The organism is Nostoc sp. (assembly GCF_036917775.1).
Taxonomy (GTDB): Bacteria; Cyanobacteriota; Cyanobacteriia; order Cyanobacteriales; family Nostocaceae; genus Nostoc.
Window position 1 is genome coordinate 89895 of record NZ_JBALEQ010000091.1, and the last position, 23587, is coordinate 113481.

Consider the following 23587-nt stretch of genomic DNA (forward strand, 5'->3'; position numbering starts at 1 on the left):
AACCTCAAATTCCCAAATACTCGATAACTGATACACTATATTGTAAGAGGTATCTGAAGTGTCATACTTAGTAATATCATCAGATAGTCTTTGCATCCTTAACACGTTTTAACGTGTATAACACATGAAAACTACTTCAGATTTAATTTCAGAATTTGAACAACTATTCAGACAAAAATTACAACTAAATAATTGTAAACTCAGAAAAAAAAGACAAGAGAATAATTATGAAATTATTACTCCAGCTAAAGACATTTTTTTGATGTATTGGTCTGAATTCCCAGAAGTTAGCTTAATATACCAGGCTGTAGGGGTACGTACTCAGCAAACTAGTGTTTATGAACGTGCTATCCGCTTGCACATTAGTTCTTGTTTGAGTAGTATTCAGGAAAATCCTGCCTCTGAAACACCATTATTGGTGAAATAACTAATACTTAGATAACCCACATAATATTTACTAAACTCTCGCCAGTTTTTGTAATATAACTGACGAGGGTTTTTCACCTAAAATCTGTTGATCGAGAGATAAAAATGCAATCTGAAAAAAATCAAGATCAGCTAGATTATAAAACCTTGTTAGCCAATGCAAAGCAAGCCTTAAAACTTGAATATCAGAAATCAGCCGCTTTAGCGTCCCAACTGCAAACCATAAAAACTCAGTTAGAGCAAGTTCAGGCTGAAAACAAAACTCTCAGGGAAAGTACTTATGAAGATGTAGTTAAGCACTTTGAGGCGCGGACTCAAGCAGCAGAAGCACTCGCATTAAAAACAGAAGTACACCAAAGATTCCTTGAAGCCAATGGTTGCAAGGATGATGAGAGTTTTGATACTCTATGGGATAGCATTAAAAATAAGATTCAGATCCAAGACGGCGAAGTGAGAATCGTTGCTCCAAATGGTACTCCCAAATTCACCTTAACGGGCAGCATGATGAATTTGAGGGATTTTATTCAATCCCTCAAAAAAGACCCAATCTCTGAAAAATTTTTCTTGAGCTAGAGAGCCAAATTAATCAAAGGCGATCGCTACAAGTAGACTAAAAATTGTAGCAGAAAGCTATTCATCTTCGTCTCCTGGCGGTCGTTCGCTCTTGCTTTGTTGGTCGTCCCACTCCAAAATAATCCGTTCTAACATTTCAGACTGCGTACAGTTATTAACATCCGCGTACATTTTAATCAACTGCCTCACTTCAGGACTAATGTGGCGGATCTCTAGTTGGTTATTTTGTAGCATGTCCATTAACTTTTAGTGTCTATTACATTATGTTGAACCATTAAACTATGTCTGTTGCAATAAATTTTGTTAATGGCGATCTCTCTTTGTCACCTGCTATGTATTTTAGAATCCTTTAACCAGGAGGGGCTGCTTCTTCAAAGGGACGGATAATTGCAGGGGGTGGTGTAACTTCTGGTTTAAAAATTCCCTGTAAGGCTTGTTCTAAGGTTTGGGCCATAACAATCCGGTTTTCGTAAGCCACAACTACCCGCACCAGAGTTGGTAGACTATTCTGTGTGGCTTCTAGATAGATTGGCTCAACATAAAGCAGTGATTGCTCAATGGGAATTACTAATAGATTGCCTTGAATGGCTTTCGATCCTTGGCGATTCCACAGGGAAATTTGCTGAGAAATTACCGGGTCTTGGTTAATCCGCGCCTCGATTTGCTCTGTACCGTAGACCAGCCTTTCTTTGGGAAAAGTATATAACAATAACTTGCCGTAATTAACTCCATCTGATCGCGCCGCTAACCAAGCGATTAAATTAGTCCGTTGTCTAGGAGTATAGGGTAGAAACAGAATAAACTCTTCTGTACGAGAGGCTGCGCCAACAACAGGTGCAGTGGGTAGACTAGTAATCAAATAGTATGGCTCTACTGGACGGGGTTCACTGCCATAAATTTCATTAGGAATCTGCCACTGGTCTTCCCGATTGTAAAATACCTGGGGATCGGTCATGTGATAGGTCATCAACCGCTCAGATTGAATTTTGAAAAAGTCCACCGGATAGCGGGTATGACTGCGGAGATTAACAGGCATTTTACTGAGCGGTTTAAACATTTGGGGAAATATCCCCGACCAAGTGGCAATGATAGGATCGCTCTGATCGGCAATATAAAAATTCACACTGCCGTTGTAGGCATCAACTACTACTTTGATAGAATTACGAATATAGTTGATGCCATCGCTGCCGGTGTCTGAGTAAGGATAGCGATCGCTGGTCGTGTAGGCATCAATAATCCAGTAAAGATAACTGGGATTACTGGGGAAATCTTCATTAGCAGCAGCAGCGACTAAATAGGGATCGCTGTCAAATTTCAAAAAAGGTGCGATCGCTTGAATTCTTTGCTTGACATTTCGCCGCAGTAGCAATTTTGTTTCTGGTAAAAAGTCCTGCGTCAGCACCATCTGCCAATCTTTCAAATGCGTGGCAAATAACCACCGTCGCCATGCTGAACCGATTTCAATGCCACCTAGACCCTCGTAAGAGGTGTAAACATTATCACTACCACTAGGGTAATCTAGCTCTCTAACTCTTGTGCCAGTCATTACGTAGGTATTGTCTATTTCACCGTAATAGATTCGGGGTTGCCCAATTGGAATACTTTCTCGAATGGCTGGACTGGAAGTTGTGAGGGCGCTACTATTACCACTAATATCTTTGACAAAATATTCTGGTAGACCGCCCGGCCCAACTGTATTAACTGGGCTAACAGTAAACCCAAAACCGTGGGTATAAATTAAATGACGGTTAACCCATGTTTGAGCTTCCTGTGGTACGCCAGTGTAGTCTAATTCTCGTGCAGCAATCAGTACCTGCCGCCGTTCTGTTACTTCATCCGCTTTCTGCTTAGGTTCTGGCGTGTTTTGGGGCGCTGATGGTCGGCGTGAAGTTACATCTGTTTTTAGAGTATACCGATCAATATCGGCATCGGGGAACCGATAATATGGCCGAATTTGTTGCAGTTGTCGGTTAGTTTCTAACAGTGGTCGCTGATCCCAAAGGCGGATATTCCGAATTGTCAAGTCATTATTTTGAATATCAGCTTCAGTCAGTGTTCCTTGAGGGTTGAAACCTCTAGAATCGATCGCTTCTAAATCGAACGCTTGACGAGTCAAGGCGATAGTCCGTTGAATATAGGGTTGCTCTCGCTGCAACTCATTAGGTTGGACAATTAAATATTGCACTACCGTAGGTAGAACAACGTCAGCCGCGACAACTAATATTAAATAAATCCCCAACCCGTAAAATACCAAGGAACGATACCGAGATTTGGGTTTCCAGAAAAACGTTCGCCAAAGTAGGTAAAAGGCGATCGCTACTGCTACAACACATAAAAAGGTATAAGCTGGCAACTGGGCTGTCACATCTGTATAGCTGGCCCCATAACTTACACCACGGCTAGAATACACGAGTTCATAGCGACTTTGCCAATAACTCAAAGCCACTACCAACATCAATAAACCACCCATACCGAATAAATGACGCTGCTGCTGGGGCGAAAAACCAGGAAAAATCCCCTGACTTAAACTATCCGCCGACAAGAGATAAGTAAGGGTAACGGCGACGAAACCATAGAAACATAATCCCATCAGCCAGAGTTCTAGCAGTTCCCAAAGGGGTAAACAAAATATGTAAAAGCTGATATCTCGACCAAATAAAGGGTCGGTGCTGTTGAAAGGGGTGGGGTGGAAATATTGCAGCACCTTTGGCCAGTGTTGGAATAGGATGAATGCAAAAATGGGGCTGAGTATAACCGCGATCGCAGTGAGTAAAAATTGGGGATAGATTAAGATTGCGATCGCAACTCCCCCAATTAAACCGAGATACCAAACTTGAGAGAAAATCTGCCTCAAGAGTTGCCAGATTGTCTCTAGTCGAAATAGGTCAGGAATGGGTAAAATACCCTGATTAACTGGAAAATGCCAGTAAGCAAGAGCAATTTGACCATAGTGAGCCAGCATTAACCCGATCAACAAGCTCAATATCAGGGTTAGAGGTAATAACCCGCGCAATCTCAATTTTTTAAAGCGTTGCGCTGTAAGTATCCGGCTTTCGTCGCGTCTTGAATAATGAGGGCTGAGAAAATTTGTTAATTCACTTGTGAGTTTTGCTTCCTCACGCCTAACTTCCTCAATCTTCAGAGACTGGGAATATTTGAGCCGTTGTGCCAAACCCAGATTTAGCAGTAGATAGACAGCAGTTACCCCAGCCACCACTACCCACAAAACACCACGAGTCACAACCCTTAACAGAAATACTTGGAGGTAGCCGACTTCCTGAAACCAAAAAATATCTGCTCCTATGCGGCAACCAAGATCCAAGAGTAGCCCCAGCCCCAAGAATAAAATTAATAGTCTAAAGCCCCATTTCCAGATCATTCCTTGGCAGCCAAACTATCTGCAAAGCCAAACTTACCGCATCAACGAAGGTATTTGATGCTTTCCCAAAAATTATTACTACTTTCTACGATAGCTGAATTCAGCAACACCTTAAAATTTATATCCGAAAGTCAAAGTTTAATTTACGTACTTTACAAAAGAATCATGTTGTGTATAGGCGTAAATAACACCATCTGCAACTTATTCTTAGAACCTTACCGATTGCCCTGACGACAAATGTGATTTTTAAAATCATCCATATTTGGTATTTCCTATCAATGCGTAAGTATTATATTATTGTTCATTTTGTGCAAATAAATTCTTCAAAAGGTATCGCTTAAGCACAACTTTTTTCAAATTATTTAAATTCTTCAATACCTGATGAGGTAAGGAAATTAGGGATATGTATAGGTTCTCAGGGAGATTAACTAAGAACAGAGATAATACTGCATGACTTAAGATGAATATATACTCCCATTCAAATGGATTCCCAGTATGCTCTGTTGTGTGAATCCCGATTGCCAAAAACCCCTAAATCCTGATAAAAATAACTATTGCCATAGTTGTAGAGCAGAATTAATACCCCTCCTGGGAGGTCGCTATCGTCCCACTCAGGTGTTGTCAGATGAGGGCGGATTTGGTAGAACCTATTTGGCAGAAGATGTACACAAGCTGAATGAATGCTGTGTTGTTAAGCAATTTGCCCCAAAACTTCAGGGAACTGGGCCACTAACAAAGGCCATTGAACTATTTAAACAAGAAGCAAGCCGACTACAAGAACTCGCCGAACATCCACAAATTCCAACTTTATTGGCTTATTTTGAGCAAAATGGCTATCTGTTTTTAGTGCAGCAATTTATCGATGGGCAAAACTTGCTTAAGGAATGGGAAAGGCACGGAAACTATAGTGAAACAGAGATTCGGGAATTTTTGCTAGATTTACTGCCCGTACTCAAGTTTATCCATGTGCGCGGAGTGATTCATCGGGATATCAAACCACAAAATATTATTCGTCGTCAAAGTGACGGGCGATTAGTACTAATCGATTTTGGAGCCTCTAAGCAGCTGACAGCAACAGTGCAGACTAAAATGGGTACTGTTATTGGCTCACACGGTTACACTGCACTTGAACAGATGCAAGATGGCAAAGCTTACCCAGCCAGTGATTTATTCAGTTTGGGGGCGACTTGTTTTCATCTACTGACTGGGGTTCGTCCATCTCAACTGTGGATACAACAAGGCTATAGTTGGGTTGGGTCTTGGCGACAATATTTAATCAGTCCAGGTAGGGATGGGGTTTCTGTGTCTATAGAGTTGGGTGAAGTTTTGGATAAGCTGTTGCAACTAGATATCCAAAAGCGTTACCAATCGGCTGATGAAGTTATCGCTGACTTGACACCTGGGCTATCATCATTTTCATCACTGCCCGTTACTCTACTTACACCAACATTTGCATCTACTCCAGCGAAGAAAAGGTCAGTTTCACCAAAACTAAATAAGACATTAAAAAGTCAACTGCTGTTAATTTCTAGCATTTTGGTATTGGGATTGGGGGGAGTTTGGTATTTCCAGACTCGCCCCCATACAATGAGCGAATATTCTCCGTCTAATTCTCCGCCTAGTTCTTTGCCTATTTCTGCGCCCCCAAAAAGCGATTTTCTACCCAAAGCCTTCAAGGGGCATTCCAGCGATGTGAATTCTGTAGCTTTCAGTCCTGATGGCACAACCCTTGGTAGTGCTAGTGATGATAAGACAGTCAAGCTATGGAATCTGGCTAGTGGAGAGGAAATCCACACTTTAGAAGGACATTCCAATTGGATTTGGACTATAGCCTTCAGTCCTGATAGTAAAACCCTTGCCAGTGGTAGTGCAGACAAGACAATCAAACTGTGGAATGTGGAAACAGGAAAGTTAGTCCGCACCTTAGAGGGAAATACCGACGGAGTTACTTCTGTAGCTTTCAGTCCTGATGGCAAAACTCTTGCCAGTGGTACTGCTAGTAAAGATATAAAAATCAAACTGTGGAATCTGGAAACAGGAAAGTTAATCCGCACTTTAGATGGACATACTGATGGTGTTCCATCTGTGGCTTTTAGTCCTGATGGCAAAACCTTAGCTAGTGGTAGCTGGGATAAGACAATTAAATTGTGGAATCTAAATACAGGAAAGGAAATCCGCACTTTAAAAGGAAATGCAGAGTCGATTCTTTCAGTCGCTTTTGCACCTGATGGTGTCACCCTTGCCAGTGGCAGTAAAGACAAAACAATTAAATTGTGGAATCTAAATACAGGTAAGGAAATCCGCACTTTAAAGGGACATAAAGATAAAGTTAATTCTGTTGCCTTTTTGCCCAGTGGGACTCAAAATGGCCTTACCCTTGTGAGTGGTAGTAGTGACAAGACAATTAAACTGTGGAATCCTTTAACAGGTAAGGAAATTCGCACTTTAGATACAGGTTCTGGATATATTTATGCGATCGCCATCAGCCCCGATGGAGAAACTATTGCCGGTGGTGGGAGTGGTGAAAACATTCTCAAGATTTGGCAGCCGATTCACTGAAAAGTGTAGCAATTGCTAGATAACGCAATACAACTTTTGCCATGAAAGCTTTCATATACAAGGACAACGGAAAATTTATAAAATCATCCCATATTTATTTATTCAGTAGACCTTCTGTAATCGAGCTGTTTTTAATGCGATCGTTGACTTCATTATTACCTAATTTAATCGGCTCGCTAATATAATCTATACCAAAATGTTTATTTAATCGATCACAAATGCAACTTTAAGCTGATTTATATTTGCAGCTAAAGATTGATGCTGGCGTTGTCAAAACTTAATATGCTTTAACTATTACTTGCAGCAATTCAATTGAGGAATGTGATCGTGAAACGCTTTAATGTCTCCAAAATTCTAGGAAGTACTGTTCTAGCTTTAAGTTTGGCTACTTTGCCCACAGTTTTGCCCGCTTCTGCTCAGACAACAAGCACGTCTGATGGTACTACTACTACTACTACTACTGATAACACTGCTACTGACAGAAATTACCGAGATGGGGATTGGGGTTTGTTGGGCTTGCTCGGTTTATTTGGTTTATTGGGTCGCAAGAACCGCAAAGCTGATGATAATGTAGCTTATCGTGATCCTAATGTGGTAGGTACCCCTGGCTCCCGTTCTAACTATTAATAATAAGTTGCATTCTAATTTTGCGTAATTCTTAAAAATTATTATGGGTAAAGCCTGCATCAGCAGGCTTTATTTATATGTTTATAAGAAGAATTCAGAACTCAGGAGTCAGAATGGGCTAAACCTTAGCTATCCGCTAACAGAATTGAATTCTGTACGAGTAGATGCTAGCGTCGGCGGCAAGCATAACCTGCGTACCCCTACGGGAAAGCAAACTACGCTTGTAGCGTCTCGTAGAGAGCGTCTGAATATTGGTTAAAACCGTACTTCGTCCCGCTACGCGCTTTCGCCCGTAGTCAAGCGAAAAAAACTAAAATATTCTTGCTTTAAACTCTATCCCTTTATGGGTAGAGTATTCTGCATTTTTTTAGCGTAGCGGGGCGAAGCCCATTCTGAATTCTGACTCCTGTTTTATATAAATAGCACATTTTGGTTGGCTGAAATCTCAGCTTACTCATAGGTTTAAGACATAATATTGTCAACGACAGTAATTATGATAATATTTTTTGTGTGTTTATAATTTTAGCTGGAAAAAATATCAAAATCTCTGCTTAAACCTCAGATTGTCGGTTTAATCTAGGTTTTATGTTGTCAAACAACTGTCCCTAACTACAAAGTTATGATTAATATATTTTTCCTGCTCATACTATTCTCTTCACTTTTAGGACGAATTAAATTTCCTGGACTCAATATTGGTATTCATTATTTATTACTTCCTGCATTTAGCCTTGGTGTAATTACTTTATCTGTAAAATCAATCCCCGAAGTTTTAAAAAAGCATAGAATCATTTTGATATCTATGGCTCTAATTTATTGTGGAATGTGGGTATCCTCATTGATTAGCCCATTTCCAAATACCGCTATTACTTATAGTATAAAATATACCACTTACTTCATAGTATTTTTTGCTTTTTTAGTTTTAACTTTTAAAAAATCACAAAAACCATTTTTAATATTTTATTATCGTTGTATATTGTATCTCTTACAAATAATTGGTGTCTTTGGTTTTTTAGAAGCTTTATCTCCCGATAGTTGGATTTTTAAATTATTAAAATTTCCAAGTTATTATCCTCAAATTGGTTCAATAATGCAAAATCCTAATCAGTTTGGGGTAATAATATCTGTGGGATTATGTTTAAGCCTGATTTTAGAAAAACAGAAAAATATATCTAAACTGGAATTATATATAAGCGAATTTATTTTTTTTATTTCCCTAGCTCTGTCTGCTAGTAGAAATTCTTGGTTAGTTTTTATTCTCGGAATGTTTCTTTTATTAATATATAAAATTATTAGTGTTAGACAAATGATTGCGATCTTGAGCGTCTGGCTTTTATGTATTATATCCATACCGGTATCTACATATAGAATTGGTTTAGGAAATAGTAAAATATTTCCCTTAATTAATTTATTTTCAACCAATCCCAGCGAAATAGTGCTTCCTAGCCCTGTAGGTACAGCCTTATCAAGGTTCGCCCTTTGGCACGCAGCTATTATTGAAACTATTAAAAGACCGATAATTGGTATAGGTGTAGGAGTTTTTGCAGAACATATAGGAGTAAAAGTTTTTGGAGTGAAAGGTTATCACGCCCATAATATATTTTTAAATGTGTTAGTAGAACAAGGCGTTACTGGATTATTCCTATTTATAAACTTTTTAGTACAAATAACATATAAAGTTAAATATGCTAATCCCGTAATTATCATTCCGATTATTATGTTTTTAGCATCTCAATTGCCAGATGTTTTTGTTGAAGACTATACTTTCACAACTATTGAGTTTTATTTTCTGGCAGTAGCTATCAATTCTCGGAAAGATGTTGTCATGCAATGATAAGCTGAGATTATTTACTATGTTCAAAAAATCTGCAATAAATAAAGGTAATTTTTACTTAATATTTCCGAATATATTTGATTTTAAGGGAGGTATTCAAGTTTACTCAACGTTTTTGCTCAAAGCGTTACAAGATGTATATCCTGAAGCTGATTATGATGTATTTCTCAAGTATGATAAGCAGAATTTAAAAACCCAGCAAAACTTACAATTTTTAAGTTCAACAAAATTTCATTATTTTGGAAACTTGCCAAAATTATTGCAAACAATTTTATTTGCTGCCAAAATAATTATCTTGGCTATTTTCCAACGCCCGACTGTAGTTATATCAACTCACGTTAACTACGCTACTGCTTGTTATATTTTAAAACTTCTAACTGGGATTCCTTATTGGGTAGTTGCTCATGGCTTAGAAGTTTGGGAAATAGAAAACAATTTTATAAAACTAGCATTACAAAAAGCAGACAAAATTGTTAGTGTTAGTAATTATACCCGCCAACGTTTGCTTGAAGGCAAAAATATTGATTCAGAGAAAATATTTGTTTTACCTAATACGTTTGATGCTAATCAATTTAAAATAAATCCTAAACCTAGTTACTTACTCAAGCGATATAACTTAACAAATGAACAGCCTGTAATTTTAACAGTGACGCGCATGGGACGTATGGCAAAATACAAGGGTTATGACCAAATGCTTCATGCTTTAGTTAAAGTACGGTTGTGTCTCCCTGATGTTCATTTCATTCTCGCAGGTAAGGGAGATGATATACCTAGAATAAAAGCTTTAGTTGCTAAGTTAAATCTCCAAGATTGTGTGACTATTGCGGGATTTGTCCCAGATGAAGAATTGTGCGCTCATTACAATCTGTGCGATGTTTTTGCTTTGCCTAGTAAAGGAGAGGGATTTGGAATTGTTTATCTAGAAGCTTTAGCTTGTGGTAAACCTGTATTGGCAGGTAATCAAGATGGTTCTATAGATCCTTTGGCTGAAGGGAAGTTGGGATGTTTGGTTGATCCTGATAACGTTGAAGAAATAGCCTATAATTTAATAAAAATCCTACAAGGCGATTGTTCTAATCCAGTAATTTACCAACCAAAATACTTGCAACAAAAAACTATTGACGCTTTTGATTTTAATCAGTTCCGTGCAAACTTAGTAAAGTTAGTTAATGGTCATTAGTTATAATTTAAATAAAAATGGAAGACTCAGTATTTATTATATTTCTTTCCTTTGGGTTTATTTGGGTTTTGATGGGAGTTGTAGGTTGGATTGCGTTTCTAAAATCTGAGGGTGAGGAAATTAAGTTTGGTAAGTGGGGACTGATTGTTGCCATTCCAATTTTAATACCGATAATTTTTACTTTGATTATTGGTATATTTTATCGCCAATAAACAAGTGAGTAGTTCACTTGTGAATTGCACCCCTGACCAAAATCACTGTACTTTCTACACCAGAGGCGATCGCTTCGGGAATGTTACCTTGAATTGCCTGCTGCAATAATCCCTCGCGGGAAGCTCCCAAAACTACAACATCGTAACCTTCGGTTTTCACTAGGTTAATCACACCTTCAGCTACTGAATCAGCTTGCACTGGGAGGGCAACTACAGTACTCGATAATTTGCGGCGACGCATCAACTGACGGATGGCTTGTTCTGAAATTGACATATCCGGCTTGAGTTCAGATGGATTAAACACCTGTGTCAAACGAATTTGTGGATCATTTCCCAATGTAATTAAAGCCGGTAACAACTTAATTGCTAGGGGGGAATTGGGACCACCAGCCATTGGAACTAGCCAACGGTTAAAGGAGTGCTGAGTGGGGAGTGGGGAGTGTGGAGTAGTGCCTAATTTTACTAACACGACTTCGCAGGTGGCTTGGCGAATTATGTTGTCTACAACGCTGCCAAAAATCCGACCAGGGGTAGATGTGTTACCTTTCCATCCCATTAAAATCAAGTTGATGTGTTGTTCGTTGATTGTCTCTAAAATTGCTTGGGCGACATCGTGGGTAACTCGAATCTGCGTGTGCAAGGGTATTTTCCACTTTTTTGCTAAGACTTCCGCCTGTCTTAGCAAGCGGCGACTTTTTGCCGTTCTTACTTGGGTTTCTGATGGGGAACTGTGGCGGGGTATGAGCATAACTTGCACGCAATCTATTTCATAATGGCGATCGCGGGCAATAGCTGCTGCCATTTGTAATAGAACACCTGCGGTTTCGGGATTAGCTACTGGTACTAATAATCTACCGCTACCGGTGCTAGGCGATCGCGTTTGGTAAACTATGTATGAAGGTTCTGGTTGCAGCTTAGGAGTTCCATTTCCACAATTGAGATGATCTGCTTCCGCCCGAATAATATCTGCACGGGTAATAATCCCGATCAGTTTCCGTCCATTCACCACTGGTAAGCGACTGATTTGATAGCGATCAAGTAAATACAAGACATTAGCCAGGGTGTGAGTCGGTGTTACCGTCATCGGGACAGGTGTCATAATTTCTTTTAAAAAAATATCGGCTAAATTGCGATCGCGAAGTGCATGGTTTGTACTCTCCCGTATTTTTAGCAAATCTGATTGCGTCACAATTCCTACTAACTTGCTATCTTCAACCACAGGAAAACCGCGATGATGGGAACGAGCAAAGGACTGCATTGCTTCTTCTAAGCTCATCTCTGCATCCAGAGTTTCTACTCGTTCTTGCATCACATCTTTTGCAGTTAACTTGGTTAATGCTCCCTCCATCGGAACTTGTTTGGTGAGAGCAATTCCTTTTAACTCCAAAAGTTTCTCATAAAGCGAACCAGGGACTACCTTATCCGCAACCAGATAAGCTGCTACAGAAACAATCATTAAAGGTAGTACCAGATTGAAATCTGTAGTCATTTCAAACACAATCACAATTGCTGTGATTGGCACTTTGGAAACGGCGCTAAAAAATCCCCCCATTCCCGCTAGGGCGTAAGTAGCAGGAGAACCAACTCCAGTGATATATAACTCAGTTACACCGATAATATGTCCTAAACAAGAACCCATAATCAGACTGGGAGCGAATAATCCCCCTGGCGCTCCCGAACCGAATGCTATCAGTGTGAGGATGAACTGGGCAGCAAAGGCGATCGCTGCTAATGTAGGTTGTGAACCTCCAGTAATTAAGGACTCCCGTAATCCTGTATTATCCCGGAAGGATGCAGGGAGCATAGCCACGACAACACCAGAGATAAATCCAGCTAAAGCTACCCGCAGGGGTAAGCTGATGTGTAATCTTCTATAAAATTTAATACTAAATATTAAGCCGCTATGAAATAATGCACCCAACAACCCTGCCAAGATCCCTAACAGTAGGAAAAAGGGAATTTCTGGGATAGAAAATTGGCTGAAAGATTGCGTTAATTGCAGGTTAAGGTCAAGAGAGCCACCACCTAAGAGGCGGGATATCACCCCACCAATAAAGGAGGCAATAATGGCAGTTCCCAGAGTCAATCCTGATAAATCTTGGAGTAACTCTTCAACGATAAATAATACACCTGCGATCGGGGCATTGAAAGCAGCAGCCAAACCCGCACCCGCTCCTGCTGCAATCATTTGCCGTCGATGATCGGGGGAAGTGGGAACCCAACGACTCATACCTGCTGCCAAACCTGCCCCTACTTGGACAGTAGGGCCTTGCCGTCCTAGAGTCATGCCCGAACCGATGGCGATGATAGCGCTGAGTAACTTTACACCTGCTACCCGCCACGATAAATTCACAGGCACATTGGCTAGACTTGCTTTGACTTGCGGAATACCGCTACCAGCAGCCTCTGGTGCCAATCTATCCACCATCCATCCAGCGAGAAATCCCAGGACAAGACCAATTATAGGTAATACCAGCCATGCCGGGAAAAGGTGGGTTGTATGCACTCGCCATGTCCCCAACCATCCCGATCCTACTTTCAGGAACACCGCAGATAGGGCAGCAACCAAACCGATAACACAAGCTTCGGCGATCGCTAAACCTCTTCTAGGCTGCCACCAGGTGCGAAAACGCTGATTCATACCAATTTTGGATTTTAAATTTTGGATTATAAATCTTGCCTAAAAAGCTGTTTAGTGGAATCTTAGAGGATGGTTTAAAAGTCTATCTAAAGGCCCAGATCCCCGACTTCTTTAAGAAGTCGGGGATCTTGTTATTCACAAATAATTTAGGATCGCTGTACAAAAGCACTCTCCCCCAATTACGAATTAAGAATTATTCAATTACTTCTCCCCGTGGTGGATAGCCCTTCTACTATCAGAGATGGAGTATAACAAGAACCATTCCAGTCACCATCGTTACCCAGTGCAACCAATTGCTTCAGGGCTGTGTAAACATTACCTGCAACCATAGTATCCTTAACACGCCCAATTACTTGACCATTTTGGACGCGGTAGCCTAAATCGACATTGATCGAAAAATCTCCAGAAATACTGCCACCATCACCCAGCATTTGATCCACAATCAAGCCATCATCTAGTTGTTGAATCAAATCTGGTAACGATGTTGAACCTGGCTGAATGAGAAAATTAAATAAACCAGGGGTGGGATAGCTGCCCAAACCAGGGCGAAAACCATTTCCAGTAGTGTCAGTACCCAGATGGCGGCCGGTGGTGCGATCGCCATAGAAATGCTGTAAAATCCCGTTTTGGATAAATACTAAAGATTGAGTCGGAGTGCCTTCATCATCAAAAGGGCAACTGTAAGGGCCAGCTTCTGGATCTTGGTAGAGAGTGAGACTAGGGGCAACAACTGGGTTGCCTAAACGTTCTGCCCAAGGTGAAGATACTTCTAAGACTTGCTTACCATTCAAAGCGGCTTGGACAGTCCCCCAAAGCATATCAGCAGCTTTAGAAGTGAACAAAATCGGGACACGACCAGTAGGGGGCAAGACATTTTCTCTAGCCCAGATTAACCGTTGTAAAATTTGGTTAGCTAATCTCTCAGGGTGAAGTTCCCCCCGTTTGGTTTGACCATCAGCAACACTTAAAAAATCATCACCACGTACCCATTCTGCTGATACATAGCAGTTGAGGGTAGTATCGGTGTAGTAACAATCTAAACCTTTAGTGTTGACTATTCTAGTAGTTTCGATATCACATTCCCAGTCACCATTGCACACAACATCAGGATAGACATCGCGGATGAGTGCGATCGCTTCTTTGCCCCAGTCTACCAAAATCTCTATCGGTACACTTTCTCCTAAATCTGGGTAAGAGGGCTGAAAATTAGAGCCTAATTCTACAGTTTCCGGTTCATTCAGGTGGCTTAATGCCAGAGCTTTTTCCACCATCACCTCGGCTAATACAGAACCGTAAGCCACCGTCAATCCCGGACGACCGTTTCGCCAAAGCCGTAGTGCTGTACCTTCAGATTGGTTGGTTTCTAGCTGTTTGAGCCGGTTTGCCTCAAAAAACACTGGACGAGAAAGCGATCGCGACTGATACACCTCAGCAGCTTCTGCTCCAGATTTTATAGCTAGTTCCAGCAACTGTTCGGCTAGTGTATCTTGTGACAAATTTTCAGAACCCATGACCCTTAGTGAATTGTGGATTTTGAACCGCATATCAACGCACCTTGGAGAAAGTGCGATCGCTAAAAACCAACGATCGGGCTTTCTGCCGATGTACGCAGATAACTATCCAAAAATCATCAGCGTTTCCTTACAGTTACGATTTGGAACCGCAGATCAAAACTGATGGACGCAGTTAATTATCCCAAATCATTGTCATGTCTCAACGGATCTAGTCATTTGTCATTTGTCATTGGTCATTAGTCATTAGTCATTCTCCTTTTCCCCCTTGTCTTTCCAGTCCCCATTCCCCATTCCCCATTCCCCATTCCCATCTTCAAAGATTAACCTCTTGCAATAGCCAAAAACCAGCAAAAGATTCTGCTTTGGGATCAGACTGTATACCAATAAAATGCACTCCGTTAGCTTTTTGCTTGGCTTCTTCAAAACCTTTGGCCTCTGCCAAGACTTGAGGTTTTTTGATATTTGCCACAATCCAGCTTTCATTTACCCCCGTTTCTAAAAGCAATCTCGGCTCTTCACTGGTGTCAAATCTTAAGAAAGCCAACTCCAAACCAGACATCCAGCCAGCCAAGGGTAACGCTCTCGGTGAGAAAATCAAAATACCCGGAATACGGGCTTCGGGTGAAACTTTCACCAATTCTAAAGGGAAAGCTTCACCAAAGCCAATTTCCCACTCTGGCATCTCTGCCAGATCCGCAGCATCCAAGGTAACAAATACCCACTGTTGCCCTTCCAAAGCATCTGGTAAACGTTGCGGCAAAGGTTTCTCCAAGCGGACTGAGGGATTAGTCCCCCCTTGATACCCTGCCTCTTGAGGATACACTTCCTTCATCCGCTCTTCTAGCCATTGGTTAAGAACCAAAGTGCGGCGACTAGGCTGGGCGGGAATGCCTATATCTTGGCAGGCTTTAGTAATCATGTTGTTCATTTGGCGGCGGAAAAAGCGGATTTTGATTGGTGCTTTTCCAGCTTGGTTAATAGCCTCTTGCAATGCTGTCCGCAACCAGCCCGAGTTTACCTGGGTACTGGGACAATATTGAGCATAGCGAAACAAAGAATTTGGTTTTGTGCCAATATCCAAGGGGCTTTCGCAGACTAAGACTTCCCAAATTTTTTTCTGATTATCGTCCAAAATCGGACGGGAGTAAAAATCGATTTCCCAAATACTGCCCATGTTTTGCGGTAAAAATCTGGCTGTTATGTTTTCCTGATATGTAGATCATACGAGTGTTGGGGCAGCATGGAGCATTGGGCATTGGGAATTGGGAATGGGGCATTGGGCATTAAGAAGAGACAAGGGAGACAAGTCAGAGTGGGGAGTGTGGGGGGTAAGACTTCTTCCCCCTCCTCCCACACCTCCCACACCTCCCACACCCTGCCCTGACGATGTTTCAGCTTTTCTTAGTGCTATTCCTGTCTAAATCTCGTCGTGCTAAAGTTTGAATCTCAGTTCGCAGTGCGGTAATTTCTGCTTGCAAGGCTTTAATTGATTTCATACCTGCTAGTTCTGCTTGCTCATTCTCGGCATCCTGACCAACAAAGAATGTTGCCAGGGTTGCTGTCACATAACCACTGATCGCAAACGCATACAGTGCCAGGAAAAAACATAGTACCCGCCCTTCTGCCGTTTTCGGAAAATAATCAGACCCAATCGTAGTCATTACCATTGCCGTCCACCACAGCGCAGTACCATAATCGGCGATCGCACCATCAGGAAGTTCGCGCTCAAACGCATAAATTCCAGCCGCTCCAATTAGAGTAACGATCGCAGTTAATCCCACCACATAGCCAAACCCTCGCCGCCCAATACTGGCTCCCAGGACTCGCATTCCTTTGTTGGTTCGTGTCATCACTCGCAACAACTGTAACCCTCGAACCGCGTGAACTGATTGCAAAGACTGCATGACTCGCAAAATCCGAAAGATTCGCAGTGCTGGAATAAATAGTGAAAAAGCGGTCAACCAATTATGTCGAAGGTAAGAAATTCTGTGAGGTGCGAGGAGAAATTTGATCCCAAAATCTATGATAAATGCAATCCAAATGATAATGGCGATCGCTTCTAATAGAGGATTTAGTCCCCAAACTAGCTCAACAATAAAAAGTCCCAACCAAGCAAAGCCCAGCACCAACATCGGCGTTTCTAGCCAATCTTCTAACTGTTGCAGCACTTCGCTGCGCTCTTGATCTAATGCCGGCTTTGACCGTTGGTTCAGATAGCTCATAATGAATTCGATGAATGAGACTGATACATTTTGAGCTGTGCCCGTAATTGAGCGATTTCAGTCGTCATATCTAGCACCATTGCCGCTCCGACTAAGTTCAGCCCCAAATCTCGACGCAAGCGTTGAATCTGAGCAATTCGCGCAATCTCGCGGGAATGCAGTAAATCACCAATGGGTTCAATTACGCCTAATTCAACATAAAACTTCACTAGGGTAATCGAAGTCTTAGTGATTAATGCAGCATATTCAAAGCTGTAGAGTTGCTCACCTTCTAGTGAAACCACGGTTTTTGAAAGGCTGAAGGTCATAATTTTATCTCCTCTAATTGGGTACGTGGGTTAAAGCTAGTGTTTGCCTGGATTTTTTCGTAGTATTCTTGCTCGATCGCACTCAGGTCTTGCGGGGTGACAATCTGAAGTTTGGCAAATAAATCACCTCGTCCCCCTTTTGGCAATGTCCAGCCTTTGCCGCGTAGTCTCAGCGATTGCCCCGATCGCACCCCTTTAGGAACTTTCATTGTCACGCTACCATCGGGGGTAGGCACGTTAATTTCTGCCCCTAAAACCGCTTCATCGGGGCGAATGGGAATGTCACAAACGAGGTTATCGCCCTCAAATCGATAGAAGGGATGGGTTAACACCTCGATAGTTAGATATAAATCGCCGCGCTGTTGAGAAAATGGACTAGGACGACCTTTACCCTTGAGCCGAATTCGACTACCTGGTTTTGCACCTGCGGGAATACGAACGTTGATCGTTTCCTCATCGAGTTGCAAACGCTTTTGGACACCGTGAAATGCTTCAGAAAATGTGAGGGCGATCGCAGCTTCAGTATCCGGTGCGGGTGCTTGAGAACGAAATCCTCCATTAAAATCATCAAAGCCACCAGTGGAGGTTTTACGTCTCGTTCGACCCAGCAGATCGTTGATAAACGAATCAAAATCGCCGTACTGATCGAAGTCGGTTGTACCAACGTTAGTGGAACTGGGTGGCGGCGCTTCAGTGTAACCAGGGTGATTCCAGTGCTGACCAAAGCGATCGTACTTCTGCCGCTTCTCTGGGTCGGAGAGTACTTCATTCGCTTCATTGAGTTCTTTGAACTTTGTTTCTGCGTCTTTGTCTCCAGGATTGAGGTCAGGATGATATTTGCGGGCAAGTTTGCGGTAAGTCCGTTTGATTTCTTCAGGGGTTGCGGTTTTGCTTACTCCCAAAATGGCATAGTAGTCTTTAAAATCTGTTGTAGTTGGCATCAGTTACCTCTTGTTCACGTAGCGGCAATTTAGGAGAATTGCAGGTTTTTTGCGGTGGGTGTATTTTCAGTTAGAGATAAGTTCCAATTCAATCATGCGAACAATTGCTCTCACGAAGTCTAGGGAAGCTTCACACTTTTTCTTTCAAGGCGATGACTGTGTTTCCAATAAGCAAAGCCACTAGCAATAATCATCACAAAGGCAGGAGCCGCAAGCCATAACCAGAAACCAGGAAGTAACTTGATTAATAGAAGCTGACTATCAGGATTACTACCATTAGGTAACGCAAACCAATATGTTGAGATTGTGCCTGTAAAACCTACAATAATTGAACAAAAAGCAGAAGCTATTGAGAACTTGTATTTCTTCTGTAGAAAAAATTTACAGGAATACCAATAAAGTGGATTAGCCAACCAGCCAATAGCCGGCGCTTGAAGAAATAACAATCCAAGTATTCCCCCAATCGTAACTTCAACCCCCTTCATGATATAAGTTGAACCTGTGTGTATTGTCTTGTGTTCGACTATCTCAAAAGTTAGTGCTGGCAAGCTAAGTGCCATTATATAAATAAATAAAGATATTCCTAATAAAAAGAATGGTTGTGTTAAGAAAGATGGTTTTTTCATCAGGTGGATTCTATACAGAGTTACTCGGCTATTCAAGATAAGATGAGAACAACATTGAAAGTGCAAAACTCCCGATAAACGTCAACGTAGATAAGTTTGTATCTTGAGTTTGATGGGCTTCAGGAAGAATTTCTTCAACGATCGCCACCATTAAAGTGCCTGTTGTAAATGCAAGTACAATTAACTTGGGTAGATCAGTTTGTCCGCGTAATCCCCAATAGCCCAGCGTCGCACCCAGCCAAACAGGGATCAGAAATGCCGCAAGTAACCAAAATCGCTGTGTTCGCGGCATATTTTGACTTTTAAACTCTGCATTGGTGACAAATCCTTCGGGAATATGAGCCACAACTCTCCCCGATGTCAGCATCACGCCTAGATGAGGCGCGATCGTCAAACTGGTGCCAATCATTAAGCCATCGCCAAATAAGTCAATGGCAATGCTCAGAAAAATCACCCAACTAACACTATTATGATCAACGCCACGCAGTCTATTTTTGCTTAAATTAAGAAGCTGATTAATCCAGACAAAAAAAGCTCCACCCAAAAACAACGCTAAAATAGCTGCCCAAACAGGTTTAGCGTAGGCAACTCTTGGTATTAGTTCGGTAGATGCGATCGCTAGCAGTACGCCAGCAGCAGCGTGCAGTGCAAGCCCTAATGTTTGTTTTGATGACGGTAAAGCTTCAGCAAGCATTGCTCCCATGAAGTTGCTGACAACGGGCAAAGCTGATAGTGTGAGAGCAAATAGAAATTCCTGCATGGTCAGGCTCCGCTAGTCGTAACAGACTTTTTGATATTTGTTTCGATTGCAGTCCATCAAGACGCGAACTCATAGTGAATCTCTGTAGTTCTTCCTTTAAAATAAAGCCGAGTGCCTTCTGGATACTCCCATCCCACCTCGCCTTCTAAGGGAATAAGCATCCCATTACAAACTGAATATTCCCAGAATCGACCAACCCAAGGCATAGCAGTCAGCTTGTCACGATAACGAGCCTCAGCCCGACAAGTAGCGATCGCCCCTTCAGCATTAAATTGAAATACGAGGGAGACAGTTGTTGCACCATCCGTCAAAGTAGCGCGAGCGGAGGTGTCATCAATTGCTTCCCAGCGTACACCCTGACTGGGTAATAGGGCAGTGGGATACCAAGTAGTTTCTGCAAAGTACCGCAACAATTCACCTTGATTGTTTTCAGGCGCACCGTGCATTTTTGCAACGGTGAAAAGACCGAGTAATGATGCGTGTAAGCTGCCTTCCCCTAACAGATATGTATCATGAACAAAGGCATTAACTCCTGGAGCCATCTGAATACGTGCATCCCAATCAAAACCGGGGCGCTGCGTGATTACAAGCTGTGTGGCAGTAAACGGACTCCACTTATCTTCAGTTTCACTCATATTGAACTGTCCCTGCTGAGAGAGCTTGACCGCAGATGCGATCGCTTGTCCATCCTTGATTACTGTCCGAAAAAATCGCTGTACGGGATCTGGTAAGCCTTCAATTTCTTTTTGGTCATACATTTGGGGCTTAATTGTTCGCCGTCCATTTATTAATTTGGCTCGTAAGTTATCAGTGTTTGACTGCCAGCGATAGCTACCATAGATTGCAGCAAGTCCGAGGCAGACTATGATTAAAACACCAATCATTGCAATCCATTTCATCCACATAATATTTACCTATATTTGTTAATTTAGAATTTGATAGATTGTGATGATAAAAATAGTTATGAAAATAGATGTATAGATCAACTTAGTATATTTGGCTAACCAACTTGGAAGATAAATATCAAAATTGTCTTTTGTGGAATTTGAGTATTTTCGGGCAAGCAGATTTAATGGGCAGTGTAATTTAAAGGTTAGTAGGGTTAGACTTTCTAGAAATACAAATCCATAACCAATCCAGAGCCAGAGATCAAGTTTATTTGCGATTGCGGCATAAAGCATATAGAAAATCACAAAGTTGAAGAATACCCATATCAACGTGTGAATGGTTTTAATTAGCGTCAATTTTGTTTCATTTTCCATATTGGTTTTAGTGTGACGGGTGTTTGTTCTATTTCCTGAATGAATTGATTGAATACGATATAAAACTTAATAGTAAATTTTGTAAAGAATGCCAAAAATTGATCGCAGGTATAATAACAGAGACAGTCAGAAACGATGTCTGCGACGGGCTACGCCTACGCTCAACCTGTGTAATTCGTTTTGAGCCTGATTCGTTATAATATTGACGCTAAACTTTGCTAAAGAGGGCAAATGTATGACTAGGCGCGAGCAGCTTATCCAAGAACTTGCAGAGGTTCCAGATGAGTTAATTAAAGTAATGTTAGATTTTTTGCATCGGGTTCAGACAACGCGTAGTCATCATCCTCTAGCAAAATTTGCGGGTATTTTAAGTGATGATGAGGCGGCTAATTTACAGGAAGCAATTCAAGCTGATTGGTAATGATGGCTATTATGTTTTGCGTAGGCGTAGCCCGCACTTCGGCTGCGCTAAGTGACCGTCGTAGACATCGCCTTTTCCCATCATCTGAGCGCAATCGCTTAAGTCCGCAATATTCAACAGCGATCGCAATCAACTTTTACCATACTCCTGTACAAAAAAAATCTGTCCGACTGCTTTTATATTTTGCTTCATAACCCGCAACAAACGATTCTCTAAGGTTCGACTATCCTCATCCAAAAAATCAATTATTGCCTTGACTTTCCCAGCATAATCACGATCGTGTTTAAAAATAATCATGCCAGCATGATTTGGTGCAGTGCGATGTAGATCGATAAAATCTTGGCGATTTTCCGTAATCAAAATGCGACCTGTCGCTGTGGCATACTGCAAAACAACATCGTCAGGAATACCTTGATTTGCTTGACCTGCTTCGTAGGAAGTTAATACATCGTGTCCCTCCGATCTGAGTAAGTTTACCATTGCGATGGGAAAATTTTCATTGGAGTAAAATTGTAATGCCATTAAACTAAATCGTCTTGGGCAATTTCTCGATCGATTTTTTCAGGATTTTGTTCGTAGTAATGCCAAGCTGCACTTAAATCTTCCGCAGTCAATCCAGGATAATTTGACAATAATTCTTCATCCGGGGCACCTTGTTGACGATATGCTACTAAAGTCCATACGGGAATTCGTGTATTTCTAATTCGCGCTTGTCCCCCGCAAACTCTTGGTGTAATCTGAATAGGATTTTGTAACATTTGCACGTAATTTAATGCTTGGTCAACTAATTCCTCTGGTAAAGCTGCAATTACTTCGAGCAGTTGAGTCCTCTTATTCATAACAACAAAATCTCTCTCCCTTATTTCATCCTAACTTGAAATTTTATAGTAATTATCTTAGCGACTGTTTTGAAGCCCAATCTCAATTTCCGATAAGCGATCGCCTTTTCCCATCATTTCAGCCCGAACGCCTAAATCCAGAATATGCCAAATAGCGATCCAATAAGGTTCGGTTAAGGCAAGAGACGCGATAAATCGCCGTCTCTACAAAGGACTGATTATTGTAGAGACGGCGATTTATCGCGTCTTTGTGATCATAGGACATATCACCAAAAAACCTTACCCAAACAGTATTGAACAGCGATCGCCTAAATCCAGAATATTCCAAACAGCGATCGCCTTTTACGATCATTTTTCCCTAATCAGTTAAGATAATCTTCATCAATCTTGTTTCCTTTTACCCTTCTCCTTAGAATTATGACGCAGCAAGAGTTATTGCAACTGATAGATCGCGCCGTGGCTGAGGGTTGGCGAGAGTTAGACTTGTCGGGGCAAGAGTTGACTGAGTTACCTGTGGAAATTGGTAAGTTGCAGCAGCTTGAGTCTTTGATTTTGGGAAAGAAAGTTGAAGGTTATGAACGAGTAGGAGACCTCAATCTCCCAAAAGTTTCAGGCAACAATTTAAAAACGCTTCCACTCGAACTATTGGATTTGCCTAATTTGCATAAGTTGGATATTAGTGGCAATCCTTTAAAGAGCATTCCCGATGTGATAACGCAAATACTACATTTAGAGGAACTTATCTTAATTCGAGTAGAGCTAACTGAAATACCTGATGCGATCGCAAAATTAACCAATCTCACCCACCTTTACCTCGATAGCAACAAAATAACGGAGATACCTGATGCGATCACAAAATTAACCAATCTCACCGAGCTTCACCTCAGATACAACAAAATAACCGAGATACCAGAGGCGATCGCAAAATTAACCAATCTCACCGAGCTTCACCTCAATTACAACAAAATAACCGAGATACCAGAGGCGATTACAAAATTAACCAATCTCAACCACCTTTACCTCTTTTCCAACCAAATAACCGAGATACCAGAGGCGATTACAAAATTAACCAATCTCACCGGTCTTAACCTCGGTAGCAACCCAATAACCGAGATACCAGAGGCGATTACAAAATTAACCAATCTCACCTACCTTAACTTCGGTAGCAACCAAATAACCGAGATACCAGAGGCGATTACAAAATTAACCAATCTCAACCACCTTTACCTCTTTTCCAACCAAATAACCGAGATACCAGAGGCGATT

Annotated in this window: 23 protein-coding genes; 9 read left to right on the forward strand and 14 right to left on the reverse strand. The window is 41.5% G+C overall.

Translation table 11 applies throughout. From position 1 onward, the window contains the following. Window positions 1-124: 124 nt before the first annotated feature. Both V7K69_RS17840 and V7K69_RS17845 read left to right on the forward strand, forming a co-directional pair. Window positions 125-427, forward strand: coding sequence for a hypothetical protein (locus tag V7K69_RS17840; protein ID WP_335036629.1), 303 nt, complete (start codon window positions 125-127; stop codon window positions 425-427). A gap of 104 nt (window positions 428-531) precedes the next feature. Next, complete coding sequence (locus V7K69_RS17845) at window positions 532-999, forward strand: hypothetical protein (RefSeq protein ID WP_335036631.1); 468 nt, start codon at window positions 532-534, stop codon at window positions 997-999. Window positions 1000-1056: 57 nt separating this feature from the next. Here V7K69_RS17845 and V7K69_RS17850 read toward each other — a convergent pair whose 3' ends face one another. Together V7K69_RS17850 and V7K69_RS17855 are read right to left on the reverse strand one after the other, a co-directional pair. Continuing rightward, window positions 1057-1239 (reverse strand): hypothetical protein, encoded by a 183-nt coding sequence (locus V7K69_RS17850; RefSeq protein ID WP_335036633.1) that lies wholly within the window; start codon window positions 1237-1239, stop codon window positions 1057-1059. A 109-nt stretch (window positions 1240-1348) separates the two neighbouring features. Continuing rightward, the gene (locus V7K69_RS17855; protein ID WP_335036635.1) at window positions 1349-4378 is read right to left on the reverse strand and encodes a UPF0182 family protein; all 3030 of its coding nucleotides are present in this window, start codon (window positions 4376-4378) and stop codon (window positions 1349-1351) included. A 495-nt stretch (window positions 4379-4873) separates the two neighbouring features. Here V7K69_RS17855 and V7K69_RS17860 point away from each other — a divergent pair, with 495 nt between their 5' ends. The 4 genes from V7K69_RS17860 to V7K69_RS17875 all read left to right on the forward strand — a co-directional run bounded on the left by V7K69_RS17860 (window position 4874) and on the right by V7K69_RS17875 (window position 10575). After that, on the forward strand, window positions 4874-6937 hold the full coding sequence (locus tag V7K69_RS17860) for a serine/threonine-protein kinase (protein ID WP_335036637.1): 2064 nt from the start codon (window positions 4874-4876) through the stop codon (window positions 6935-6937). Between the two features lie 327 nt (window positions 6938-7264). Beyond that, on the forward strand, window positions 7265-7564 hold the full coding sequence (locus V7K69_RS17865) for a WGxxGxxG family protein (protein ID WP_335036639.1): 300 nt from the start codon (window positions 7265-7267) through the stop codon (window positions 7562-7564). A gap of 619 nt (window positions 7565-8183) precedes the next feature. Beyond that, window positions 8184-9395: an O-antigen ligase family protein gene (locus tag V7K69_RS17870; RefSeq protein WP_335036641.1), complete on the forward strand. Its 1212-nt coding sequence runs from the start codon at window positions 8184-8186 to the stop codon at window positions 9393-9395. Between the two features lie 19 nt (window positions 9396-9414). Then, window positions 9415-10575 carry a glycosyltransferase family 4 protein gene (locus V7K69_RS17875; protein WP_335036643.1) on the forward strand — a complete coding sequence of 387 codons (1161 nt, stop codon included), beginning with the start codon at window positions 9415-9417 and terminating at the stop codon, window positions 10573-10575. Window positions 10576-10800: 225 nt separating this feature from the next. On the opposite strand, the gene V7K69_RS17880 is transcribed toward V7K69_RS17875, so the two are convergent. Further along, complete coding sequence (locus tag V7K69_RS17880) at window positions 10801-13428, reverse strand: chloride channel protein (protein WP_335036645.1); 2628 nt, start codon at window positions 13426-13428, stop codon at window positions 10801-10803. Window positions 13429-13625: 197 nt separating this feature from the next. After that, complete coding sequence (locus V7K69_RS17885) at window positions 13626-14939, reverse strand: TldD/PmbA family protein (RefSeq protein ID WP_335036647.1); 1314 nt, start codon at window positions 14937-14939, stop codon at window positions 13626-13628. Between V7K69_RS17885 and V7K69_RS17890 the strand changes: the two genes are divergently transcribed. Then, window positions 14938-15105, forward strand: coding sequence for a hypothetical protein (locus V7K69_RS17890; RefSeq protein ID WP_335036649.1), 168 nt, complete (start codon window positions 14938-14940; stop codon window positions 15103-15105). The two genes, V7K69_RS17885 and V7K69_RS17890, sit on opposite strands and share 2 nt — an antisense overlap. Before the next feature lie 150 nt (window positions 15106-15255). Here V7K69_RS17890 and V7K69_RS17895 read toward each other — a convergent pair whose 3' ends face one another. The 7 genes from V7K69_RS17895 to V7K69_RS17925 all read right to left on the reverse strand — a co-directional run bounded on the left by V7K69_RS17895 (window position 15256) and on the right by V7K69_RS17925 (window position 20704). Continuing rightward, on the reverse strand, window positions 15256-16116 hold the full coding sequence (locus tag V7K69_RS17895) for a Tab2/Atab2 family RNA-binding protein (RefSeq protein WP_335036651.1): 861 nt from the start codon (window positions 16114-16116) through the stop codon (window positions 15256-15258). A 217-nt stretch (window positions 16117-16333) separates the two neighbouring features. Continuing rightward, window positions 16334-17164, reverse strand: a complete 831-nt coding sequence (locus V7K69_RS17900; protein ID WP_335036653.1) for a potassium channel family protein — start codon at window positions 17162-17164, stop codon at window positions 16334-16336. Further along, the gene (locus V7K69_RS17905) at window positions 17161-17472 is read right to left on the reverse strand and encodes a chaperone modulator CbpM (RefSeq protein WP_335036655.1); all 312 of its coding nucleotides are present in this window, start codon (window positions 17470-17472) and stop codon (window positions 17161-17163) included. The genes V7K69_RS17900 and V7K69_RS17905 overlap by 4 nt, the downstream gene beginning before the upstream one ends. Beyond that, the gene (locus V7K69_RS17910) at window positions 17469-18413 is read right to left on the reverse strand and encodes a DnaJ C-terminal domain-containing protein (protein WP_335036657.1); all 945 of its coding nucleotides are present in this window, start codon (window positions 18411-18413) and stop codon (window positions 17469-17471) included. The genes V7K69_RS17905 and V7K69_RS17910 overlap by 4 nt, the downstream gene beginning before the upstream one ends. A 119-nt stretch (window positions 18414-18532) precedes the next feature. Next, window positions 18533-19039 (reverse strand): hypothetical protein, encoded by a 507-nt coding sequence (locus V7K69_RS17915; protein WP_335036659.1) that lies wholly within the window; start codon window positions 19037-19039, stop codon window positions 18533-18535. Between the two features lie 28 nt (window positions 19040-19067). Then, window positions 19068-19799: a ZIP family metal transporter gene (locus V7K69_RS17920; RefSeq protein WP_335036661.1), complete on the reverse strand. Its 732-nt coding sequence runs from the start codon at window positions 19797-19799 to the stop codon at window positions 19068-19070. A gap of 56 nt (window positions 19800-19855) precedes the next feature. Continuing rightward, window positions 19856-20704 carry a DUF6920 family protein gene (locus V7K69_RS17925; RefSeq protein WP_335036663.1) on the reverse strand — a complete coding sequence of 283 codons (849 nt, stop codon included), beginning with the start codon at window positions 20702-20704 and terminating at the stop codon, window positions 19856-19858. Between the two features lie 592 nt (window positions 20705-21296). Here V7K69_RS17925 and V7K69_RS17930 point away from each other — a divergent pair. After that, window positions 21297-21482 (forward strand): hypothetical protein, encoded by a 186-nt coding sequence (locus V7K69_RS17930; RefSeq protein WP_335036665.1) that lies wholly within the window; start codon window positions 21297-21299, stop codon window positions 21480-21482. Between the two features lie 129 nt (window positions 21483-21611). Here V7K69_RS17930 and V7K69_RS17935 read toward each other — a convergent pair whose 3' ends face one another. From V7K69_RS17935 to V7K69_RS17945, 3 genes are all read right to left on the reverse strand, one after another. Beyond that, window positions 21612-22004 carry a DUF5615 family PIN-like protein gene (locus tag V7K69_RS17935; protein WP_015198411.1) on the reverse strand — a complete coding sequence of 131 codons (393 nt, stop codon included), beginning with the start codon at window positions 22002-22004 and terminating at the stop codon, window positions 21612-21614. Further along, complete coding sequence (locus V7K69_RS17940) at window positions 22004-22321, reverse strand: DUF433 domain-containing protein (protein WP_335036667.1); 318 nt, start codon at window positions 22319-22321, stop codon at window positions 22004-22006. The genes V7K69_RS17935 and V7K69_RS17940 overlap by 1 nt, the downstream gene beginning before the upstream one ends. Before the next feature lie 118 nt (window positions 22322-22439). Continuing rightward, window positions 22440-22673 (reverse strand): hypothetical protein, encoded by a 234-nt coding sequence (locus tag V7K69_RS17945; protein WP_335036669.1) that lies wholly within the window; start codon window positions 22671-22673, stop codon window positions 22440-22442. Between the two features lie 65 nt (window positions 22674-22738). Between V7K69_RS17945 and V7K69_RS17950 the strand changes: the two genes are divergently transcribed. Further along, the coding region (locus tag V7K69_RS17950; RefSeq protein ID WP_335036671.1) for a leucine-rich repeat domain-containing protein at window positions 22739-23587 on the forward strand (849 nt) is incomplete at its 3' end.